Origin of the sequence: Microcoleus sp. PH2017_24_DOB_U_A (assembly GCF_020738205.1) — a bacterium.
Taxonomy (GTDB): domain Bacteria; phylum Cyanobacteriota; class Cyanobacteriia; order Cyanobacteriales; family Microcoleaceae; genus Microcoleus.
Genome location: NZ_JAEQCT010000111.1, coordinates 1 through 18,650, shown reverse-complemented (window position 1 = coordinate 18,650; position 18,650 = coordinate 1). Strand labels below are relative to the sequence as shown.

General features: G+C 46.0%; 15 protein-coding genes. 10 read left to right on the top strand and 5 right to left on the bottom strand.

Annotation, left to right across the window (positions count from 1 at the left end; all coding sequences use genetic code 11):
• The first annotated feature begins 126 nt into the window (after positions 1-126).
• Positions 127-516, top strand: a complete 390-nt coding sequence (locus JGK07_RS27275; protein ID WP_293185833.1) for a CHAT domain-containing protein — start codon at positions 127-129, stop codon at positions 514-516.
• Positions 517-719: 203 nt separating this feature from the next.
• Here the strand turns inward: JGK07_RS27275 and JGK07_RS27270 are convergent, their stop codons facing one another.
• On the bottom strand, positions 720-884 hold the full coding sequence (locus tag JGK07_RS27270; RefSeq protein ID WP_293189362.1) for a hypothetical protein: 165 nt from the start codon (positions 882-884) through the stop codon (positions 720-722).
• A 232-nt stretch (positions 885-1,116) separates the two neighbouring features.
• Between JGK07_RS27270 and JGK07_RS27265 the strand changes: the two genes are divergently transcribed.
• Positions 1,117-1,596, top strand: a complete 480-nt coding sequence (locus JGK07_RS27265) for a hypothetical protein (protein ID WP_293185831.1) — start codon at positions 1,117-1,119, stop codon at positions 1,594-1,596.
• Here JGK07_RS27265 and JGK07_RS27260 read toward each other — a convergent pair.
• Positions 1,576-3,534: a cation:proton antiporter gene (locus JGK07_RS27260; RefSeq protein ID WP_293185830.1), complete on the bottom strand. Its 1,959-nt coding sequence runs from the start codon at positions 3,532-3,534 to the stop codon at positions 1,576-1,578. The genes JGK07_RS27265 and JGK07_RS27260 overlap by 21 nt on opposite strands.
• Before the next feature lie 626 nt (positions 3,535-4,160).
• On the bottom strand, positions 4,161-5,441 hold the full coding sequence (locus JGK07_RS27255; protein ID WP_293185829.1) for a GH25 family lysozyme: 1,281 nt from the start codon (positions 5,439-5,441) through the stop codon (positions 4,161-4,163).
• A 114-nt stretch (positions 5,442-5,555) separates the two neighbouring features.
• Here JGK07_RS27255 and JGK07_RS27250 point away from each other — a divergent pair, with 114 nt between their 5' ends.
• The 3 genes from JGK07_RS27250 to JGK07_RS27240 all read left to right on the top strand — a co-directional run bounded on the left by JGK07_RS27250 (position 5,556) and on the right by JGK07_RS27240 (position 8,796).
• Entirely contained in the window at positions 5,556-6,050 is a 495-nt protein-coding gene (locus JGK07_RS27250; protein ID WP_293185828.1) for a DUF427 domain-containing protein, read from the top strand.
• Positions 6,051-6,690: 640 nt separating this feature from the next.
• Positions 6,691-7,809, top strand: a complete 1,119-nt coding sequence (locus JGK07_RS27245) for a GGDEF domain-containing protein (RefSeq protein ID WP_293185827.1) — start codon at positions 6,691-6,693, stop codon at positions 7,807-7,809.
• 33 nt (positions 7,810-7,842) lie between these two features.
• Positions 7,843-8,796, top strand: coding sequence for a hypothetical protein (locus tag JGK07_RS27240; protein WP_293196959.1), 954 nt, complete (start codon positions 7,843-7,845; stop codon positions 8,794-8,796).
• 171 nt (positions 8,797-8,967) lie between these two features.
• On the opposite strand, the gene JGK07_RS27235 is transcribed toward JGK07_RS27240, so the two are convergent.
• On the bottom strand, positions 8,968-9,984 hold the full coding sequence (locus JGK07_RS27235) for a methyltransferase domain-containing protein (RefSeq protein WP_293196960.1): 1,017 nt from the start codon (positions 9,982-9,984) through the stop codon (positions 8,968-8,970).
• 562 nt (positions 9,985-10,546) lie between these two features.
• On the opposite strand from JGK07_RS27235, the gene trxB reads away from it, so the two are divergent.
• Positions 10,547-11,914 (top strand): thioredoxin-disulfide reductase, encoded by a 1,368-nt coding sequence (gene trxB, locus JGK07_RS27230; RefSeq protein ID WP_293185824.1) that lies wholly within the window; start codon positions 10,547-10,549, stop codon positions 11,912-11,914.
• Between the two features lie 51 nt (positions 11,915-11,965).
• Here trxB and JGK07_RS27225 read toward each other — a convergent pair whose 3' ends face one another.
• On the bottom strand, positions 11,966-12,268 hold the full coding sequence (locus tag JGK07_RS27225; RefSeq protein WP_293185823.1) for a hypothetical protein: 303 nt from the start codon (positions 12,266-12,268) through the stop codon (positions 11,966-11,968).
• A 199-nt stretch (positions 12,269-12,467) separates the two neighbouring features.
• On the opposite strand from JGK07_RS27225, the gene JGK07_RS27220 reads away from it, so the two are divergent.
• The 4 genes from JGK07_RS27220 (at position 12,468) to JGK07_RS27205 (ending at position 18,486) form a co-directional block, all read left to right on the top strand.
• Positions 12,468-13,067 (top strand): bifunctional 2-polyprenyl-6-hydroxyphenol methylase/3-demethylubiquinol 3-O-methyltransferase UbiG, encoded by a 600-nt coding sequence (locus JGK07_RS27220; RefSeq protein ID WP_293196961.1) that lies wholly within the window; start codon positions 12,468-12,470, stop codon positions 13,065-13,067.
• A 32-nt stretch (positions 13,068-13,099) separates the two neighbouring features.
• Positions 13,100-14,257: a glycosyltransferase family 2 protein gene (locus JGK07_RS27215; RefSeq protein ID WP_293223901.1), complete on the top strand. Its 1,158-nt coding sequence runs from the start codon at positions 13,100-13,102 to the stop codon at positions 14,255-14,257.
• Positions 14,258-14,267: 10 nt separating this feature from the next.
• Positions 14,268-15,152, top strand: a complete 885-nt coding sequence (locus JGK07_RS27210; RefSeq protein WP_293185819.1) for an ABC transporter permease — start codon at positions 14,268-14,270, stop codon at positions 15,150-15,152.
• Positions 15,153-15,465: 313 nt separating this feature from the next.
• Complete coding sequence (locus JGK07_RS27205) at positions 15,466-18,486, top strand: tetratricopeptide repeat protein (protein ID WP_293223899.1); 3,021 nt, start codon at positions 15,466-15,468, stop codon at positions 18,484-18,486.
• Positions 18,487-18,650: the final 164 nt, after the last annotated feature.

The following is an 18,650-nucleotide window of genomic DNA, read 5'->3' as shown; positions in this document are numbered from 1 at the left end:
AATCCTGTCTCTGGTAAGGTTCGGGCTTTCTTCTCGAACCGCTCGAAACGAGCCGGACTTTCCAAAAGCCCCCGCTTTTAAGCGTGGGGTTCCTTACTCCCGGTTGTTGCTCAAACTACGGATGTTATACCATTTTTTTTAAGTTATGACAGACTTTGGCAAACAGGGAAAGTGTATAAATTACAATGTCTTGTCGTGTTCGATCTCTATCGGATCTTTAGAAAAATGGTATTAGTTGTTTTAAGTGCCTGCAACACTGGAGAAGGCAGAATTACCGGGGATGGAGTGATTGGCTTATCGCGTGCTTTGATTTCGGCAGGAGTGCCGAGTGCAATTGTTTCTTTATGGGCGGTTCCTGATGCGCCGACATCCGAATTGATGCAGGCATTTTATCGAAACTTGCAAAGTAATCCCGACAAAGCACAGGCTTTACGGCAGGCAATGCTAACCACGATGAAAACTCATCCCCAGCCGCGAAATTGGGCGGCATTTACTTTGATTGGGGAGGCTGAATAATAATTCTCCTAAGAAACTCATCCCAAATCCTATTTAAATGTGCGATCGGGTTTTTTGTGGATGTGCGATCGAATTTGATTGGTTAGTCCGTTATATCAAATCCGTTAGCATCGGAATTATTAGTAGCCGAAATTAGGAGACGGCAGTGCCGTGTCCCTACAATAAATCTGGGGTAGGGACACGGCACTGCCGTCTCCTCTATATCATAGGTCGTGCAACCGGAATTGATATGAGACGGGGGTTTCAACCCCCGGCGGGCCGTGCCACAAAGCAGACAAATTTTCGGTCGGTTTCAGGGCGATCGAATTTGAGAGAAATGTGCGATCGCGTTTTTTGTGGATTGGCGATCGCCAGATTGTGTGTACCACATAGACATAAAATATCCTATCCTACACATTCACCTACCTTGCACCTTCCCGCAATTAATCTTGCACCTCATACCTCATCAACTCTGCGGGTAGAACGAATGAATTTCCCATCTGGGTTGCTTAAGATTTAAGTAATCCTAAATCAACTGTCAACTGTCAACTGTCAACTGTCAACTGTCAACTGTCAACTGTCAACTGTCAACCGTCAACCGTCAACTTACCGCGTAACTTTATGAATGCAGAATCAGCTACAAACATTCTAGATAACCTGGTAAAGGAAAAGAGAGGCGAACCATTGAACGGCTTACAGCGAGAAATTATTCAAGGAGTTTTAAATGGTTTGACATACCAAGAAATCAAGAATAATTATGCGATCGCGCGGAACTATCAAATATGCTACTTAGGGCGATACGTTGCTTATCATTTGTGGAAATTGCTGACAGAGGTATTGAAAGATGCAGGAATTATCGACCCGGATGAAAGAGTCCGCAACAAAAATTTGTGGGATTCCGCGATGAGAGTGGCACAGCAAAGAGTGCAGTCGGAATCTGTACAAAAAAGTCAACCTCCCGTACCGCCAAATTGTGTATTTCGATCGCATATCAACAATCCTCTCCCTCTTTCCCCTTCTCCCTCTTTCCCCTTCTCCCTCTCTCCTGTTCTCCCTCTCTCTTCTTCTCCCTCTCTGTCCCTACCGCGAAACAGGTGGTAGCAAAACTTCTGCTTCCTTTTCAATTATAGATTCCTCCAAAACATTCTCTAAAACCGGAGCAGGAATCGGCACTTCTTCAACTACCTGATGCTTTTCCAAAGTCAAGCGAGAGTTGGACGAACCGGACAATCTTTTTAACAATTTTGGTGTAGGATCGTAGAGCAAATAAATAATGCGATCGCCCGCTTGCCAAATCTCTGTTGCCGACACAACTTGCAAGTATCCTTGTCTTTCAAGTAGCAGCGGCGCCAACTCCCCGGCTTGCACCAAAGCTTGCAAGTGAGCAATCTGAAATTGCAATCCCTCGCTGTTTAACTCGGTTTCCCCTAATTTTACTTCGCTGTCGGTCAAATATTCGTTCCAATCCTTCAGCGACAAATCCGAGACAAAGGCTTGATTAATTTTACTATTATTTGCAGGCGCATTTGCTTGCGGGTCTTTGGGGAATAATGCCAAAACCCTCGGCGGTGCAAACTCCTCGGCTGCTCGCTGAGCTAATACTAAGTTTACCTCGCCGTTGTTAGTCATTGCCAAAAATGTTCCCATCGAATCGAGTCCGGCTTCTTCTAACACGCTATGGTCGAGAGCGCTACTCAAAAATACTCGCAAACCTTCTCTTTCTGCTTGCGCGCAAGCTTCCGGATTGGTGTCGATAATTGCGACTGATTCTCCGCGTTCTTGAAATAAGCGAGCAATTAATCTGCTTAAAGGATTTGACCCGACAATTGCTGCACCTGTTGCTGATTTTGAGGTGACTCCTAACAGTTGAGCTATCCATCCCGCTGTCAGCCCTTGTACGAAAACAGTCATAATAATTGTCAGGAAAACTAAGGCTTTAATTGAGTCGCCGCCGTTGATGCCGCGCTGGGTGAGCAAGATGGCAAATAAAGAGGCGATCGACGCTGAGACAATTCCCCTCGGCGCTACCCAGCAAGCAAATAATTTTTGCCGCCAGTTCAGGCCGCTGTTCCAAGTGCACAGCCACACATTGATCGGCCGCACTACCCACATTAAGGCTAAAACTGTAAACAAACTTCCCCAACCGAGCGCAACTACACTAGCGAGGGATAAATCGGCCGCCAGCAACACGAACAGGACGGAGATGGCGAGGACTGTGAGTTGACCTTTGAACCTCCTGAGCAGCCGTTCTTCCGGCACAGCAGCCGCTCTGAGGACGATGCCGGAGAGGACTGTTGCCATCAGTCCTGATTCGCTGCGGAGTTCTTCTGATAAGCCGAACAATCCCCACAAACCTGCTAAAACTACTAGGTTTTTCAAGTCTTCTGAGAGAAATTGCGATCGCTTGAGAATGAATCCTAGCAGCCACCCTCCGGCAACTCCGACGACTGCGCCAACTAAAAGGCGAACGATTAAATCTCGGAACAAGACCAATAAATCAGCATTGCCGTTTAAGATAATATTCAGTACCAATACCGCCAAAATTGCTCCGACTGGATCGATTAAAACGCCTTCGGCTTCTAGCAAGGCGGCGACTTGTTTGTCAACGGATACTTGTTTGAGCAACGGGCCAATGACTGTCGGGCCTGTGACGACGACTAGGGAAGCATACAGAAATGCGATCGGCCAGGGAAATTCCCCCAACCAGTGTGCTGCCATTCCGCCGCCAATGAGCGTAATTAAAGTGCCGAAAGTAACTAAATTGCGAATGCTACCGGAAACTTTGCCTAAATCTCGCAATTCCAAATTCAAGCCGCCTTCAAACAGAATTAAGGCTACTGAAAGAGACACCATAACTTCTAAACCGCTGCCCAACAGATTGGGGTGCAACAGTCCGAGGCAATCCGGGCCTGCTAAAATACCGAATAGCAGCAAAAATACGATCGCCGGAACTTTCAGATAAGCGGCCAGAACTTGAGCGCTGATACCACAGGTGACGGTCATGACCATCAACAGGGTGATGTTAAAGGGGATTTCCATAGATATGATTGTTACAGGCTGCCCGCTCGGTTTTAAAATTTAAAAGATTTAAAAGCGCGATCGGGGGTGATTTGATTGCAGGCGCTATACTTGACGCTGGCACAAACTCGCCACTGCCCTGGATTTTTGTGAATAAAATTAAAAAACGTTGATATTGGCTATAACTTTATCAGATAATTCTCTTACCGTCAAAGATGAGAGTAAGCTGTAGCGCCTAGATTGTCTGTTATGTTCGAGGGGAAGAAGGGGAGAGAGGGAGAGAGGGAGAGGGGGAGAGGGGGAGAGGGGGAGAAGGGGAGATTTGATGTCGAGTTAATTCTCAAAGAAACTTCTTGCACTCATTCGGAAACTATCTTGAAATACATCTGCGTTACATCGTCGGTTGCATCTGCCAGCAATCTAGGATTTACATAATTTCAGAACATTAAAACCAAATACGGTTTACTTAAGATAGTCCGAAGAGAGGAACGAAGCATAAGCCCTAGCCCTTTCAGGGCGGCTTCGCCAACGGGCAGGCACGCGCCTTCGCAGTATCTATTTCTCATCGGATTTTACCCCCAGGGCGCTATATCAGTAAACGGTATTGCATTAAAACCAAATTCATCTTTTGTGGAATTAATCTCAAATCATTTGGCATTCTGCCATCGGCGCAGAAACTCCGATAGAGTTGCTGGCGAGACTTGTTTTTCCAGCCAATCTAAAGCCTGGTTTTGATTAGGTGCAGCGCGATAAAATTTGCAGGCATCTATCAGCCGAATTGTAGAATTTGGGACAGTCGATTGAGCGCGCCACTTTTGTGCGAACTCGGCAATAACAGCCGGCGAAATTTGTTTTTGCAGCCAATCTAAAGCTTGGTCTTGTTCTGCCAAACCGCGATAAAATTTGCTGACATCTATCAATCGCAAATTAGTGTCGCCCGGTGCGGCAGTTGTCCGCCACTTTTGAGCAAATTCCCCTAAAACAGAGGTAGAAACTTGAGTTTGCAGCCAAATCAAGGCAGTATCTTGAGCAGCACTAGCTTGGTAAGATGACAATAGCTCAGTCAGCCGCGCGGCTGGTACTGGAATTGGTGTCGGAATTGGTGTCGGAGTTGGTATCGGAGTTGGTGTTGGCGCTGTAGGGGGGACAATTACTTTGGGAGATTTTCTCATCAACGCGGCCCAAGTTTTGATGCCTGCCATGCCGTCTGCATTGAGGCCTTGAGATTTCTGAAACGAGATGAGGGCGGCTGTGGTAGAGGTTCCAAATTTGCCATCCATCGCGCCTTGATAGAAGCCTTTACTTCTTAATTGCTTCTGGATGTCTGCAACTTTATAATTTACGGCGCCTTCTCGGACGCTTTCAAAAATATTGCCATCTACATTGCCCGAGACACCCGACACAGTGCTAGTGTCGCTGTACTGCCAAAAAGTCCAAGTCTTCCAGCCACCGGGTACCCAAGGTTCTTCGGCACTGGTATAGTGAGCAATCCACAGCGGGTAATCTGCCAACCGCCGTGTCCCGAGGTTGTCCCAGAAACCGGGGTAGGTGTAGATAATTGGTCGCATCGAGGTGGCTTTTTCCACTGCTTCGAGCCAAGTTGTCGCGCGATCGCACAATTCGTCCCCACTCAAACCACCCGTAGTTTCCACATCCAATACTGCCGGCAAATCCCCCGCTTCGAGTTTGACAGTTTTCAAGAACAAATCTATTTGTCCTTGAACGCTGCTTTCCGGTCGAAAAAAGTGATATGCACCGCGTTGAATCCCCGCAGCTTTAATTCCCCCCCAATTCCGGGCGAAAGTTTGGGAAACTAATGTTGCACCTTCCGTCGATTTGACAAATGCGAACAGAATGCCTCCCTTGGCAACGGCTTGCCAATTGACGTTGGGCTGGTAGTCGGAAACATCTATACCGCGAATGCTCATATAATGGAGAGTTTAAGAAAGCTGGCGCAAGTCTGAAGAAGCGACTAGATTAAGGCTACATTAAATTGTAATGCTAAGTTGCTAATTGTTTTTTTTGTAGGGGAGATTGTACAAGTGAACCTCGATCGCATAGAGCCAGGCCCCGGTCAAGAGTCGGTTTGGGATTACCCGCGCCCCCCTCGTCTTGAGGAATCGACCAAACACGTACAGATTATTTTTAACGGAATGACGATCGCCGATACGCGCCGCCCGTTTCGGGTATTGGAGACAAGTCACCCTCCAGCCTACTATATCTCTCCCGAGGACATCCAAATGGAATATTTGCATAAAACTTCACGGGGATCTTGGTGCGAGTGGAAGGGACAAGCGGGTTATTACACTGTGACGGTAGGGTCGAAGGAAGTTGTAAATGCTGCTTGGTTTTATCCTCATCCCAATCAGGTTTTTGCAGCTATTAAAGATTACGTGGCTGTTTATCCGAGCCAGATGGATGCTTGTTATGTGGACGGGGAATTAGTGGAATCTCAACCAGGAGATTTTTACGGAGGTTGGATTACCAAAGATATTGTCGGCCCTTTTAAGGGAGGAATCGGAACTTGGGGTTGGTGAGTTCAACAGTTGACAGTTGACAGTTGACAGTTGACAGTTTGAGAGTTGACAGTTGACAGTTGACAGTTTGAGAGTTGACAGTTGACAGTTGACAGTTTGAGAGTTGACAGTTGAGAGTTGACAGTTGAGAGTTTGAGAGTGATCTCTACCCTTAAGTCCGAGGATTGGAGTAATGAATAGTCTGATTTTAATTTCTCCCGAAAAACGTTCCGGCTTTCAACCAATTCTTTCTGGTAATTGTGAAATTGCTGGGTTTCTCACCACCCTTCGCGGCTTTAGGTTTTGATTTGAGGAATGGCAAAGAAACCGCGTTTTTTACGCACAACTTAGTTACGAGTTCGTCTCGGCTTAAAAACTGATTTTGTTGAGTTAGTCTGCGCCATACATGAGTTAAGGGCGGGCGCAGAAACCTTTTCTTGCGCGACAACAAGCCAACAAGAAAAAAATCAAGAATACTATAAGTCTATTATTAAGCGAGGATGAACCAATGCAATCCACACTGCCGAAGCTAACGAATCAGCCCCTCCTCAAACAAACACTGTAGTCAAGAATACAGCCAATGCTAATAAATAAATGTTAAGATAATTCAAGAGCTGACACTAGATTTGTTGCTGCTGTATTGTTCATTCGGATATGCGCTGTGTCTGTGGAATTTATCGCGCCATCTAACTTCCCTGAAAAACCACCTGAAAATTTAACTTTAGAGTCTACTCTTAAGGATCTGGCTGTCTTTAATTTTCAAATTGAAGCTTCATCCCTAGCCAAAGACGTAGCTCGGTTGTTTCAATCTCACCCCCTGCTTCCGGGAGTTATCTTGACGGTAAATGGAGATTTTTTAGGAATGATATCGCGCAGGCGATTTATGGAAAGGATGAGTCGCCCATACGGAGTAGATATATTTGCTTGCAGACCAATTCTGGCTTTGTATCAAATAGCTCAAACCGATACTTTGATTTTACCAGAAGTAGCCTTAATTGTCATGGCTGCTCAGCGAGCCGTGCAGCGGCCGCCGGAACTACTTTACGAGCCGATTGTTGTGCAGTTAGCACCTCAAGTTTACCGACTGTTAGACGTGCATCAAGTATTGGTAGCTTTAGCTCAAATTCACCAACAAGCTACTTGGTATATTAGCGAGCTTTATTACAATTTATCGGTAATACAATCTGAACTAGAAGCAGCTAATTCTCAATTAAAAACAGCTAATTCCGAATTGTATCGCCTTGCTAACTCCGATGGTTTAACTTTGGTAGCAAACCGCCGCTGTTTTAACGAATATTTAGATAAAACATGGCAGAGATTGGGACAAGAAGCAGCAGAAATATCTTTGATTTTATGTGATATTGACTTTTTTAAGAAATACAACGATAGTTACGGACATCAGGCGGGAGATGCTTGTTTGCAACAGGTAGCACAAACAATTGTTGAGGCTGTAAATTACTCAGCAGGCGAAGTTTCGGAAGAGACGCTGGTAGCTCGTTACGGAGGTGAGGAATTTGCGGTAATTTTGCCTCGAACTTCACCAGAGATGGCTGTCTCGATTGCAGAACACATTCGAGTTTGGGTGAAAAAACTGGCAATTGAAAATATTAACTCACCAGTCTCTGCTTGTGTTACGCTGAGTTTGGGAGTAGCGAGTACGGTTCCTCGACCGGAAACTTCAAAAAAAGATTTGATTGCAGCGGCAGACCGTTCGCTTTATCAAGCTAAAGACGCAGGGCGCGATCGGGTAATTTTAGAGGGGATCGAATTAAATAAGTAGAAGAGTTTGAGTTAGTTCAGGAACTTTTAGTTTATGGAATTGCAAGAATGGCAAAAATTGAGTGACGAACAAAGATATGACTACTCAGAGGAATTAGCAGCACATCTGCCTCAGTCAGTAATTTTTAGAGGTTTACGACTTTACTGTTATGGTGACCGCCAACTCTCTGTTGCCCTTTTTGAACATGAAGGAGCTTTATTTTCTCTGATTCCAGGAGGTCCAATCCAACTCGGATACGAAGCCCGCAACTTTTGCCCGACTGACGAGCAAATTGAATCATTTCAGAAGACGGCTGAGGAGTATCAGCTTGATACAGCAGACATCTACTCTTATGTCCAAAGCGTTACTACACCTGCTCGAAAGGTGACAATTTCTCCGATGATTGTAGAAATTAAGCCAACAATGATTGGTTTTGAACCCATCAGCTCGGAAGAACTTAAAATCCAGAATTTATTAAAAGATTATCCAGACTCTCCGGCTGCTAGGATTGTTAATTGCTCTGACTTGAAACCAGATAGTAGCTATGGATTTAAAAGATGTCAAGATAGCTCGATCGCGGCTTGGCAAATTATGCGGAAGACTTACGAAGACATTCAGGCTGGGTTAGCTGCTGGAGGACTGCGTTTGCTAACTTTCGACGAATGGGAGTATGCCTGCGGTGCGGGAAGCACCACTCTATTTCGCTGGGGAGACTTCTGTCCGGGCGATCGCTATCCAGACGATCGCTCTGACTGGAAACTCCACTTGCAGCCCAATCTTTTCGGGCTTCATATCGCGCAAGATCCCTACGATAGGGAGATAATTAACCAAAAACAGATTTTTCGAGGTGGAGATGGTGGATGTACGATTTGTGGTGGATATGGCTTTTTTGTTGGTTGGTTAACTTTAGCAACTGCTTATGGCGAGGCTGATGCACTTTGGTATTCCGCGGAAGACCTGAAAAACATTAGTGGCAATATCATGCGCCGCGTAATTCCATTGCCCTAAGACGAAATCTGCGTTCATCAGCGTTTATCCGCTGTCATCTGCGATAAAAAATCTCGAATCTGTACTGTGGCAATCTTGCCCGAGCTAGAACAAATCCGACGCAACCGAAAATAATATGAGTTGAGAAGTGATCGCCCTTGAACTAAAATTTTCCCAGCAACTCGCTTCTGTCTAAACAGACTCGTACCAAACCCGCTCGGCCGTCCAGTGCCTGTCCGAAGATTCATAAATCCTCAAGCCCTCCAAACCCGCAGTTTCAATCATCGTCTGAATTTCATCCAGGGTAAAAGCCGCTTGTAGAGAATCACTGAACAATTGTTTCTGATGCGAGTTGCAATCTGCCGCATAGAGCTCGACTAAATTATCCCTAATTTCCCGTGTTTCGGGCCGGAGTAAATCCCGCAAAAATATTGCTCCGTTCGGCTTCAAAACCCGCCGGACTTCGCGTAAAAACGGCAGCGGATCGGGCAAATGGTGGATAATGCTGTTGGAAATCACCATGTCAAAACTATTGTCGGGATAAGGCATGGCTTTAGCATCAATTAATTCGAGATTAATTTGCGATCGCACTCGGGCCTTTTCGACATTCTGCGCTCCAACTTTCAGCATATTTGCCGACAAGTCAATACAGGTCAATTTCCATTCCGGCCGCAGTTGAGTGAGGGCGATTGGAATTCGCGCCGTACCCGTACCCGCGTCCAAAACGTTTCCAAAAACCGGCCCCAAAGCAGCCGCACTCTTGGCAAACGCAGCATTAACCTCAGTAAAGTCCATCGAATCGTATTCGATCGCCTCTTCCCAAGAATCCATCACCTCCGGTTCCAAAACTCGCTCCATAAAATTTATCTCGTTATCTGGCATTTCCATATACAAGCCGAGTTTCGCCTGCAAAATCTCGACTAACTCCGGTTCCATATATCTGTAATTGTCGGAGATTTGCAGGCAAATAACTTTCTTGCCTTTGAGACTGTCGGGAAATTTGCTGCGAAGTCGAGCTCCGTGCTTCTTCTCCATCACAAATATGACATCAGCCCAGCCAAGCAAACCTTCAGTGACTCTAATTCTCGCACCTTTTTCGGTTCCAGCCGATCGCGCGCTGTACCCGCTAATTTTCTCGCAGATCTTCTCGGCCGTTAAACTCCGCCACTTATTCTGGCTGCACACAAACAATATCTTGATTTTATCCATCAACCAAAACAGCAAAAATCGATCGTACTTCTATTTTATCTGCGTTCATCTGCGTTCATCCGCCTGCATCTGCGGTTAAAAAATTCGATCGACTTTTTCCCCTTTCGCGCCTTACATATCATAAATACTGTATCTTGTCAAATCGAGCAAAATTTTATTTATAATTCTTAACCCAAAAAATGCGTATTTCGCATAAGAATTTGTAGATATTACATTTGCAAAATTTTAAATTTTACGATTTCAAAGGGTTTCAGCGTCAAAATCAAAAAATTGTTATAGCACCCCTTGAGTATCAGAATCGTATAATAGCTCAAACGGCGCAAATTCGTCAAGTAAATGAGAATGGAATCAATAGTGAAGGGTGGTAATTTTGGGGATTTTCGGAGATTGATTGAACATTTAAAACTAAAAATATTTTATTATTTATTCTACTTATCAAAATTGCTTCTGCTGTCCCGATCGCCCTCAACCGCTCAACAATAGAAATAAGCTCGATCTAACTTTCTCCATCTCTGTTATAATTGAGATTAAACGAAGTCGTTATGAGTTCAAGTAAGCAGCTATGACTGAACAAGCCGTAGAAAACCTAGTAATTATTGGCTCTGGCCCCGCAGGATACACAGCAGCCATCTACGCCGGGAGAGCAAACCTCAAACCCGTAGTTTTTGAAGGCTACCAAACCGGAGGAATTCCCGGCGGTCAACTGATGACCACCACAGAAGTCGAAAACTTCCCCGGCTTTCCCGAAGGCATCACCGGGCCGCAATTGATGGATCGGATGAAAGCTCAAGCAGTGCGCTGGGGTGCCGAGTTATACACAGAAGATGTAACTTACGTTGATTTAACCCAGCGGCCGTTTACAGTGCGATCGGACGATCGAGAAATCAAAACCCACACGATAGTAATTGCCACAGGTGCGACTGCCAAAAGATTGGGTTTGCCTAGCGAACACGTATTTTGGAGTCACGGGATTTCTGCCTGTGCGATTTGCGACGGCGCCACCCCAATTTTTAAAGGAGTAGATTTAGCTGTCATCGGCGCGGGCGACACCGCAGCGGAAGAATCTATTTATCTGACAAAATACGGCTCTCACGTCCATATGTTGGTGCGGCGCGGTCAGATGCGCGCTAGCAAAGCCATGCAAGACCGAGTGCTGAGCAATCCTAAAATCACCGTGCACTGGAACACCGAAGCTGTGGATGTTTTGGGAGTGCCGGGGAGCAAGATGGATGGGTTGAGAATTAGAAATATTGAGACCGACGCCGAGAGCGATTTGCTGGTGAAGGGTTTGTTTTACGCGATCGGTCACACTCCCAACACTCAGCTTTTCCAAGGTCAGCTAGAACTCGACGAACTAAGCTATATCGCCACGAAACACGGTTCGGTAGAAACCAGCGTCGATGGAGTGTATGCTGTCGGTGACGTACAAGACCACGAGTTTCGTCAAGCCATCACTGCTGCCGGTAGCGGCTGTATGGGGGCGATGCTAGCCGAAAGGTGGCTGTCATCGAACGGCTTGACTCAGGAATTCCATCAAACCAAGGAATCGCAGCAAGCAGCAGCGCCGCCCGCTCCAAAAGTACGCAAAACCAGCGAGAACTTTGATATCAACGACACTCGCCACGAAGGAGGTTTTGCTTTGCGGAAGTTGTTCCACGAGAGCGATCGACTGATTGTGGTCAAATACTCGGCTCCGAGTTGTGGCCCTTGCCACAGTCTCAAACCGATTTTGAGCAAAGTAATAGATGAGTTCGAGGGCAAAATTCACTACGTGGAAATTGACATCGAAGAAGATCCCGAAATTGCTGAAAATGCTGGCGTGATTGGTACGCCGACGATTCAGTATTTTAAAGATAAAGCTTTGGTGACTGAGCTTAAGGGAGTTAAGCCGAAAAGCCAGTACCGCGAGTTAATTGCCAGCAATTTGTAAGCTCGTGTCGGCAGAGGATGACTGCGATCGGATTGGTTGCTAGTGAGAATTTCAGTCTCCCCCACAGAAGGACTTGCATTCCTCACTACGAACGGCGGACTTGCATTCCTCACTACCAGCCTGGTCGATGTTTGATAAAATTATGACTGGCGCCGATCGAGCAGATTGTTGAGCAAAATCTACCCAGCAACCGAGTCGATCGAACTGCGTCGGTCTGTCCGGAACAAGTACGACCGCTAAACTTTGCCGATCGCGTCCGGAACCTCCAGGATTGGAAGATTTGAAACCATAACTGTCCCGTTGCAAGTGCAGCACAAAGGCACGCCGAACTAACCAATCCCAAGGCGATCGCATACCGGAACTCGAAAGCCTACATAATTAGACTTGAATTGCCAAAATCGAAAAATACCCTGAAACGATCTGCGTTTATCTGTCTTTATCTGTCTGACATCTGCGGTTTCGGGAACGATCGAAGACTTATGCAATTCAAGTCTATTCAAAAAAAACAATATAAAGCCCTCCTAGAAAGACGGGGCTTCTACCCATTTTTCTGATGACACAAACTAACTTGAATCTCCAGCCCGACTACTGGAATAAGATTTGGCAAGAAGAAGGCCGCGGAACTTGGCGTCGATATCCCGGATGTTTCGGCAGAGTTTGTTGGGCCGTCGGACACGGGCTGGAAGTTTTAGAACTCGGATGCGGTGCAGGTGTCCTGGCTTCTCAGTTGTTAGAGTTTGGCAATTCAGTAACTGGGTTAGATATTTCCGAAGCTGCGATCGCCCAACTTCCCAAACACATCCCAGGCGTAGTCTCAACTTTACCCGAAATTCCTTTTCCCGATCACAGCTTTGATGTTGTAGTAGCAACAGAAGTTTTGGAACATATCGACGACGATCGAGCGTGCGTGATAGAAATAGTTAGGGTGTTGCGATCGGGCGGCAGAGCTTTTTTTGCCGTACCCAACAATTGCCTCGGCCCTGATGAAGAACCAGAGCACGTTCGCAAGTACACTCCAGAAACCCTAATGGATTTACTCTTACCTTACGGCGACGTTTTTACCGAAACATTTATTGATGAGTTTAGTGTTGGCAGAGATTTTATTGCTCTACCAAGCATTTTAGCCGCACTCTACCTTCCCAGCGACAACTAACTTGTTTGAGTTGCAAGATATCAGGATAAAAAATGAGCATTAGGGCAGCACTCGGACAAAAACCATTTTTATCTTTTTGTGCGATCGTCAAAAATGAAAGCGAGAATTTAGCGCGCTGTTTGGCTAGCGTTCAACCCTACGTTGATGAAATAATTGTAGTCGATACGGGTTCTCAGGACGGTACGCCGGAAATTGCCACTCAGTACGGAGCAAAAGTGGGATATTTTGAGTGGTGCGACGATTTTGCGGCGGCGCGGAATTATGCTTTATCTTTAGTGACGGGTGAGTGGATTTTAGTGCTGGATGCAGATGAGGAGTTAGTTGTCACATCAGTAGATTTTAGAGAAACCCTCAAATCGCAGCCCGAAGCGCTGGCTTATTCAATAATTAGAACAGAAGTCGAGCCACAAGCAGGAATGACTCCGCTACACATGACTCGTTTATTTCGCAATCTCCCAGAAATTAGATATGTCGGTCGCTTTCACGAGCAAATCCAGTATCAAAACCGCAGTTTTAGCGACAGTGAAGTCAGCAGTTTAGATAGTGTCAGAGTATTGCATCACGCTAACAGCCACCAACAAGTCGCCGCCAAAGTTGTCAACCGCAATATTCCCATCTTAGAGCTGGCCCGACAAGAAGAAGGGCTTAGTCTCATGCTATTGTACTCCCTAGCTGGGATGTACGGCTCAGCGGGCGAGGACGAGAAAGCGCGAGACTGCTGGGAGGAAGCATTAGAAAGATTGTTTCCGCATTTGATAGACGGCAACCCTCCAGAAGAATTTGGTTTCATTCCCTCCTTAGTTTTTACTTTAGCAGGGCGATCGCTCCAAAATCGAGACTATGAAACAACCATGTTACTGTGTCAGCGAGGTCTGGAATGGTGTCCCAACTATCCTCCCCTAAATTATATAGCTGGCATGACATTAATTAATCTAGGATTTCCGTTAGGTGCCGTTGCTTACTTTGAGAATTGCCTGAAACTGGGTAAAGATAACAGCTACTATACAAGAGAGCCTTTCGAGCCAAGTTTCACCACCACCGACCCGGCTTGCTGTTTGGGTCTAGCTTATACTAACCTGAAGCGCTGGTCGGATGCAGTATCGGCATTTGAACTAGCGCTGACTTTCGATGAAAACTGCACAGCAGCCCAGGAAAATTTAGCAAAAATCCGACAAAGCTTCAATCAGTAAACGGCGAAACATGACACTAAACAAAGTTCAATTACCGCGATTTCTCAACATTGCCTCACCGTCAAGCCTGTCAATGAAAATGATGTGGGCGGGTTTGGCAATAACTGCCTTATTTATCATAGTAGCAACCTTATCTCCCGTCATGCAAGGTTGGGGATGGCTGCAAAATCCTACCGATGCTTTGATTAACCCGATTCACGAACCGCCGTCGGCGAATTATTGGTTCGGTACCAGCCGCAGCGGCTACGATGTTTTTTCGCGCACGCTGTTTGCTTCGCGGGCGGCTTGGCAAGTGGTGATTTTAGCCACAGCGTTGAGTTTGTTTATCGGCGTGCCGCTGGGTTTGGTTAGCGGTTATTTGGGTGGCAAGCTCGATCGCGTGCTGTTATTTTTAATGGATACAATTTATACGTTGCCGGGATTGCTGCTTTCGTTAACTTTAGCATTTGTCGTGGGAAAAGGAGTATTGAATGCTGCGATCGCCCTGAGCATTTCCTACATCCCTCAATACTACCGCGTCGTCAGGAATCACACCGCCAGCGTCAAAACCGAATTATTTGTCGAAGCCGCCCGCGCCATGGGTGCAGACACTTGGACAGTGTTGTCGCGCTACCTGTTTCTCAACGTAATTCAGAGCGTACCGGTGCTGTTCGCGCTCAACGCCGCCGATGCAATTCTAACATTAGGAGGCTTAGGATTTCTCGGTTTGGGACTTCCCGAAGAAACTCCGGAATGGGGACACGATTTGCGTTTAGCTTTAGATGCGCTACCTACGGGCATTTGGTGGACGGCTTTGTTTCCCGGTTTGGCAATGACTTTAATGGTTGTTGGGCTGTCTTTGGTGGGAGAAGGATTGAACGAATTTGTCAATCCCCGGCTGCGGAACCAGCAGTAATAGGAAAGATTGGTTCGTAGTGAGGACTTCAGTCCTTTCTTCTCTTATAATTATAGTCCTACAAAAAGGTTCGTAGTGAGGACTTCAGTCCTTTCTTCTCTTATAATTATAGTCCTAAAAAAGGTTCGTAGTGAGGACTTCAGTCCTTTCTTCTCTTATAATTATAGTCCTAAAAAAGGTTCGTAGTGAGGACTTTAGTCCTTGCCTTTCTCAATACTCTAGTCTAAAAAGGTTTGATCGTTCGGACTTGGGTCCTTTCTTTTCCGAGGACTAAAGTCCTGACTACGAACTGTTTGACAAGCAAACGCAAAAGATGAAATACCAAACATTTCTCGAACACATATCCGAGTTGTACAATAACTGGGGGACACCGCAAGCCGAACCAAAATCCAGTCAATTTCAGCAAATAATCAACTCTCTGCAAACCACAACGACAGCCAATGCAATGCAGTTGCTAAATTTTGCTGTCGAATGTATGTCTCCCGAAGAAATCTACTGCGAAATCGGCTGCTTTCAAGGCGGCAGCTTAATCGGTACGCTGCTAAATCATTCACAAATAACCGCTTGTGTCGTTGATGACTTTTCGGAATTTGATACTTTTGGCGACAGCAGCGATAATTTAGGAGAAAACCTAGCCAACTTTAATATATCGGAACAAGTTTTCTTTTGCAATCAAAATTTTGAGGAATTTTTCTGGGATTTGCGGGAAATGCAATCTGCCGATCGCATTGGTGTATTGTTTTATGATGCCGCTCACGATTATCGATCGCACTTACTAGCTTTACTTTTATCCAAACCTTTTTTAGCAGACTCGGCACTGATTGTTGTCAGCAATAGCAATTGGGAGACTCCGCGTCAAGCCAACTGGGATTTTATCGCCGCCCACCCTCAATGCCAACTGCTATTTGATTTTTCTGCACCTGAATTTAGCGATGCTTGGAATGGCTTGCAGGTTTTTAGTTGGGATGTCGTCAATACATCCGGCAATTACGAGTGGTCAACTTTTCAGCAATTGGGCAGTCAGGCTGCGATTCAATCAATTTACGATTTGCAGCAATCCGATCGAAAAAAAATCACCGCAGAGCTGTACAGTCAAGCTTTAAACCTGCACCAAGCCGGAAAATTTATAGCAGCAGAGGAGAAGTACAAGCAGGTTTTGCAGTACGATCCAAATCAAGTAGATGCTTGGCAAAACCTCGGTACACTTTATTATGCCACAGAGCGGTATCGAGAAGCGCAAGATCTGCTGAGCGAATGTTTGGCGGTGGATTCCTCCGTAGCTGGCGCTCATTACAGCTTGGGCTTGGTGTTGGAAAAAACCGGGGATGTTATCGGTGCCGTAAGAGCTTATCGAGAGGCGATCGCCCTCGAACCCAACTGCATTGATGCTTATAATAATTTAGGCAATATTTTAGGACAAATCGGCGATGTCGATCGAGCTGAGTCAATTTACCGTCAAGCGATCGCACTTAATCCCGCTCATTTTGGCAGCTATCTGAATCTGGGAAACTTGCTACTGTCGAAAACAGAAGTCGATCGCGCGATCGAGCTTTACGAAACTGCCCTGCAATTGCAGCCCGATGCTGCTGAAGTTGTCGCCAATCTCGACTTTGCCCGCCGTCTCAAAAATGACCCAATTCAAGCATACCTTTATTTTGGCAACGATTGCTATGGGCGCGGTGAATATCAACAAGCCGTTATCGAGTACAGGAAATTTTTAGAAGTTCAAACAGGCGACCTTCAATTATACTTAAATTTGGCTGAGTGTTACCAACATTTAGAGGAATATGCAGCCGCCATTCAAGTTTGCCGGGAGGCGATCGAGCTTTATCCAGCAGACGCCAGTCTTTACCGCAATTTAGTCTTGGCTTTGGTAGCATCCGGGAGAACTTCAGAAGCGATCGCAATTGCGACCGATGCGTCGAGTTTATTTCCCGAAGACAGCTTTTTTAATCCGGGACAGTATTTAATTCTGCCGGTGATTTATCAAAGTGTAGAGGAAATAGCTGTTTATCGCGATCGGTTCGAGACGGGAATCAAACTGTTAATCCAACAAACCAACCTCGATACAGATGCAGGCCAACAAAAAGCCTTAACAATTATCAGTCAGCACACCAACTTCTTTCTAGCTTACCAAGGCGGCAACGACTTAGATATCCAGAAACAGTACGGGCAATTTGTTCGCAAAGTCATGGCTGCTAACTACCCGCAGTGGGTAAAGGATTTACCGCTACCTCCCCCCAGCAAAACCGGAAAAATTCGCATCGGCTACATATCTGGTTGCTTGTGGGGACATACAGTCGGCAAATTAACCCTCGGCTGGCTGCAACACAGCAGCAGCGAATTTGAAGTATATTGCTATCAAATTACTGAGACGCAAGACAAATTTACTCAACAGTTCCGATTTTACAGCGATACTTTCCACTACATCCCCGGCAACTTAGAATTAATCTGCCAACAAATTATTGCTGACCAATTACACGTACTGGTTTTCCTCGATATTGGGCTGCAACCGCAAATGACTCAACTTGCAGCCTTGCGCCTTGCTCCCATTCAGTGTACCTCCTGGGCGCATCCGGTGACTTCAGGATTGCCCACCGTCGATTACTTCCTCTCCAGCGACTTGATGGAACCGGAAAATGCTGTTTTGCACTATTCAGAAAAATTAATTCGCTTGCCGAATATTGGCATTTCTTACCCGCAGCCCACGATTCCTAGCACAACGGCCACTCGTGCAAATTTTTGCCTGCGGGAGGGGGCTGTTGTTTATCTCTGCTGTCAAACTCTCTGCAAATACCTGCCGCAGCACGACTACATATTCGCGGAAATTGCCCGACAGGTTCCTCAAGCTCAGTTTGCCTTTATATCACGTCCGAATGTTGATATTGGTAAACTGTTTCAGCAGCGCCTCCAGCGGACTTTTGCTAAGTACGGTTTGGATAGCGGTGATTTTTGCGCTATTTTACCTAAAATGGATGAGAAAGCTTATTGGAATCTTCAACTTTTGTCTGATGTTTTTCTGGACAGTTTCGGTTGGTCTGGAGGTCACACGACTTTGGAAGCGATCGCGTGCAATTTACCTGTTGTCACTTGTCCGGGAGAATTTATGCGGGGCCGCCATTCCTCTGGGATTTTGCAAATGCTGGGAGTGACCGAAACAGTTGCTCAAACCGCAGCAGAATACGTAAAAATAGCTGTGAGGCTGGGCTTAGAATCGGAATGGAGGCAGAGTATTGCCGATCGAATTTTGCAAAGACAAGGGCGTCTGTACGGCGATAAAACTTGCGTCGCAGCCCTTGAAGCTTTTTATTATCGTGCAGTTGAGTCAGTTTAATTATTCGATCGCGGTTGTCGGAGGTTTGGAGTCGCCAAGCGGTGATTGAGTGCCCAACAGGAGTGGCTGACGGTGTTACGCTGCACAACCCTGGACAAACAGGGCATACGCGATAGCAATACTCTCACTATTGATAGAGAGAGCAAAGGAGCCGTCCCTCAAAG

What these genes read in the sequence shown, in the direction of transcription:
- JGK07_RS27205 (WP_293223899.1), top strand. Translation starts at nt 15,466, where the DNA reads ATGAAATACCAAACATTTCTCGAACACATATCCGAGTTGTACAATAAC.
- JGK07_RS27240 (WP_293196959.1), top strand. Translation starts at nt 7,843, where the DNA reads ATGGAATTGCAAGAATGGCAAAAATTGAGTGACGAACAAAGATATGAC.
- JGK07_RS27220 (WP_293196961.1), top strand. Translation starts at nt 12,468, where the DNA reads ATGACACAAACTAACTTGAATCTCCAGCCCGACTACTGGAATAAGATT.
- JGK07_RS27210 (WP_293185819.1), top strand. Translation starts at nt 14,268, where the DNA reads ATGACACTAAACAAAGTTCAATTACCGCGATTTCTCAACATTGCCTCA.
- JGK07_RS27265 (WP_293185831.1), top strand. Translation starts at nt 1,117, where the DNA reads ATGAATGCAGAATCAGCTACAAACATTCTAGATAACCTGGTAAAGGAA.
- trxB (WP_293185824.1), top strand. Translation starts at nt 10,547, where the DNA reads ATGACTGAACAAGCCGTAGAAAACCTAGTAATTATTGGCTCTGGCCCC.
- JGK07_RS27215 (WP_293223901.1), top strand. Translation starts at nt 13,100, where the DNA reads ATGAGCATTAGGGCAGCACTCGGACAAAAACCATTTTTATCTTTTTGT.
- JGK07_RS27225 (WP_293185823.1), bottom strand. Translation starts at nt 12,268, where the DNA reads ATGCGATCGCCTTGGGATTGGTTAGTTCGGCGTGCCTTTGTGCTGCAC.
- JGK07_RS27255 (WP_293185829.1), bottom strand. Translation starts at nt 5,441, where the DNA reads ATGAGCATTCGCGGTATAGATGTTTCCGACTACCAGCCCAACGTCAAT.
- JGK07_RS27260 (WP_293185830.1), bottom strand. Translation starts at nt 3,534, where the DNA reads ATGGAAATCCCCTTTAACATCACCCTGTTGATGGTCATGACCGTCACC.
- JGK07_RS27235 (WP_293196960.1), bottom strand. Translation starts at nt 9,984, where the DNA reads ATGGATAAAATCAAGATATTGTTTGTGTGCAGCCAGAATAAGTGGCGG.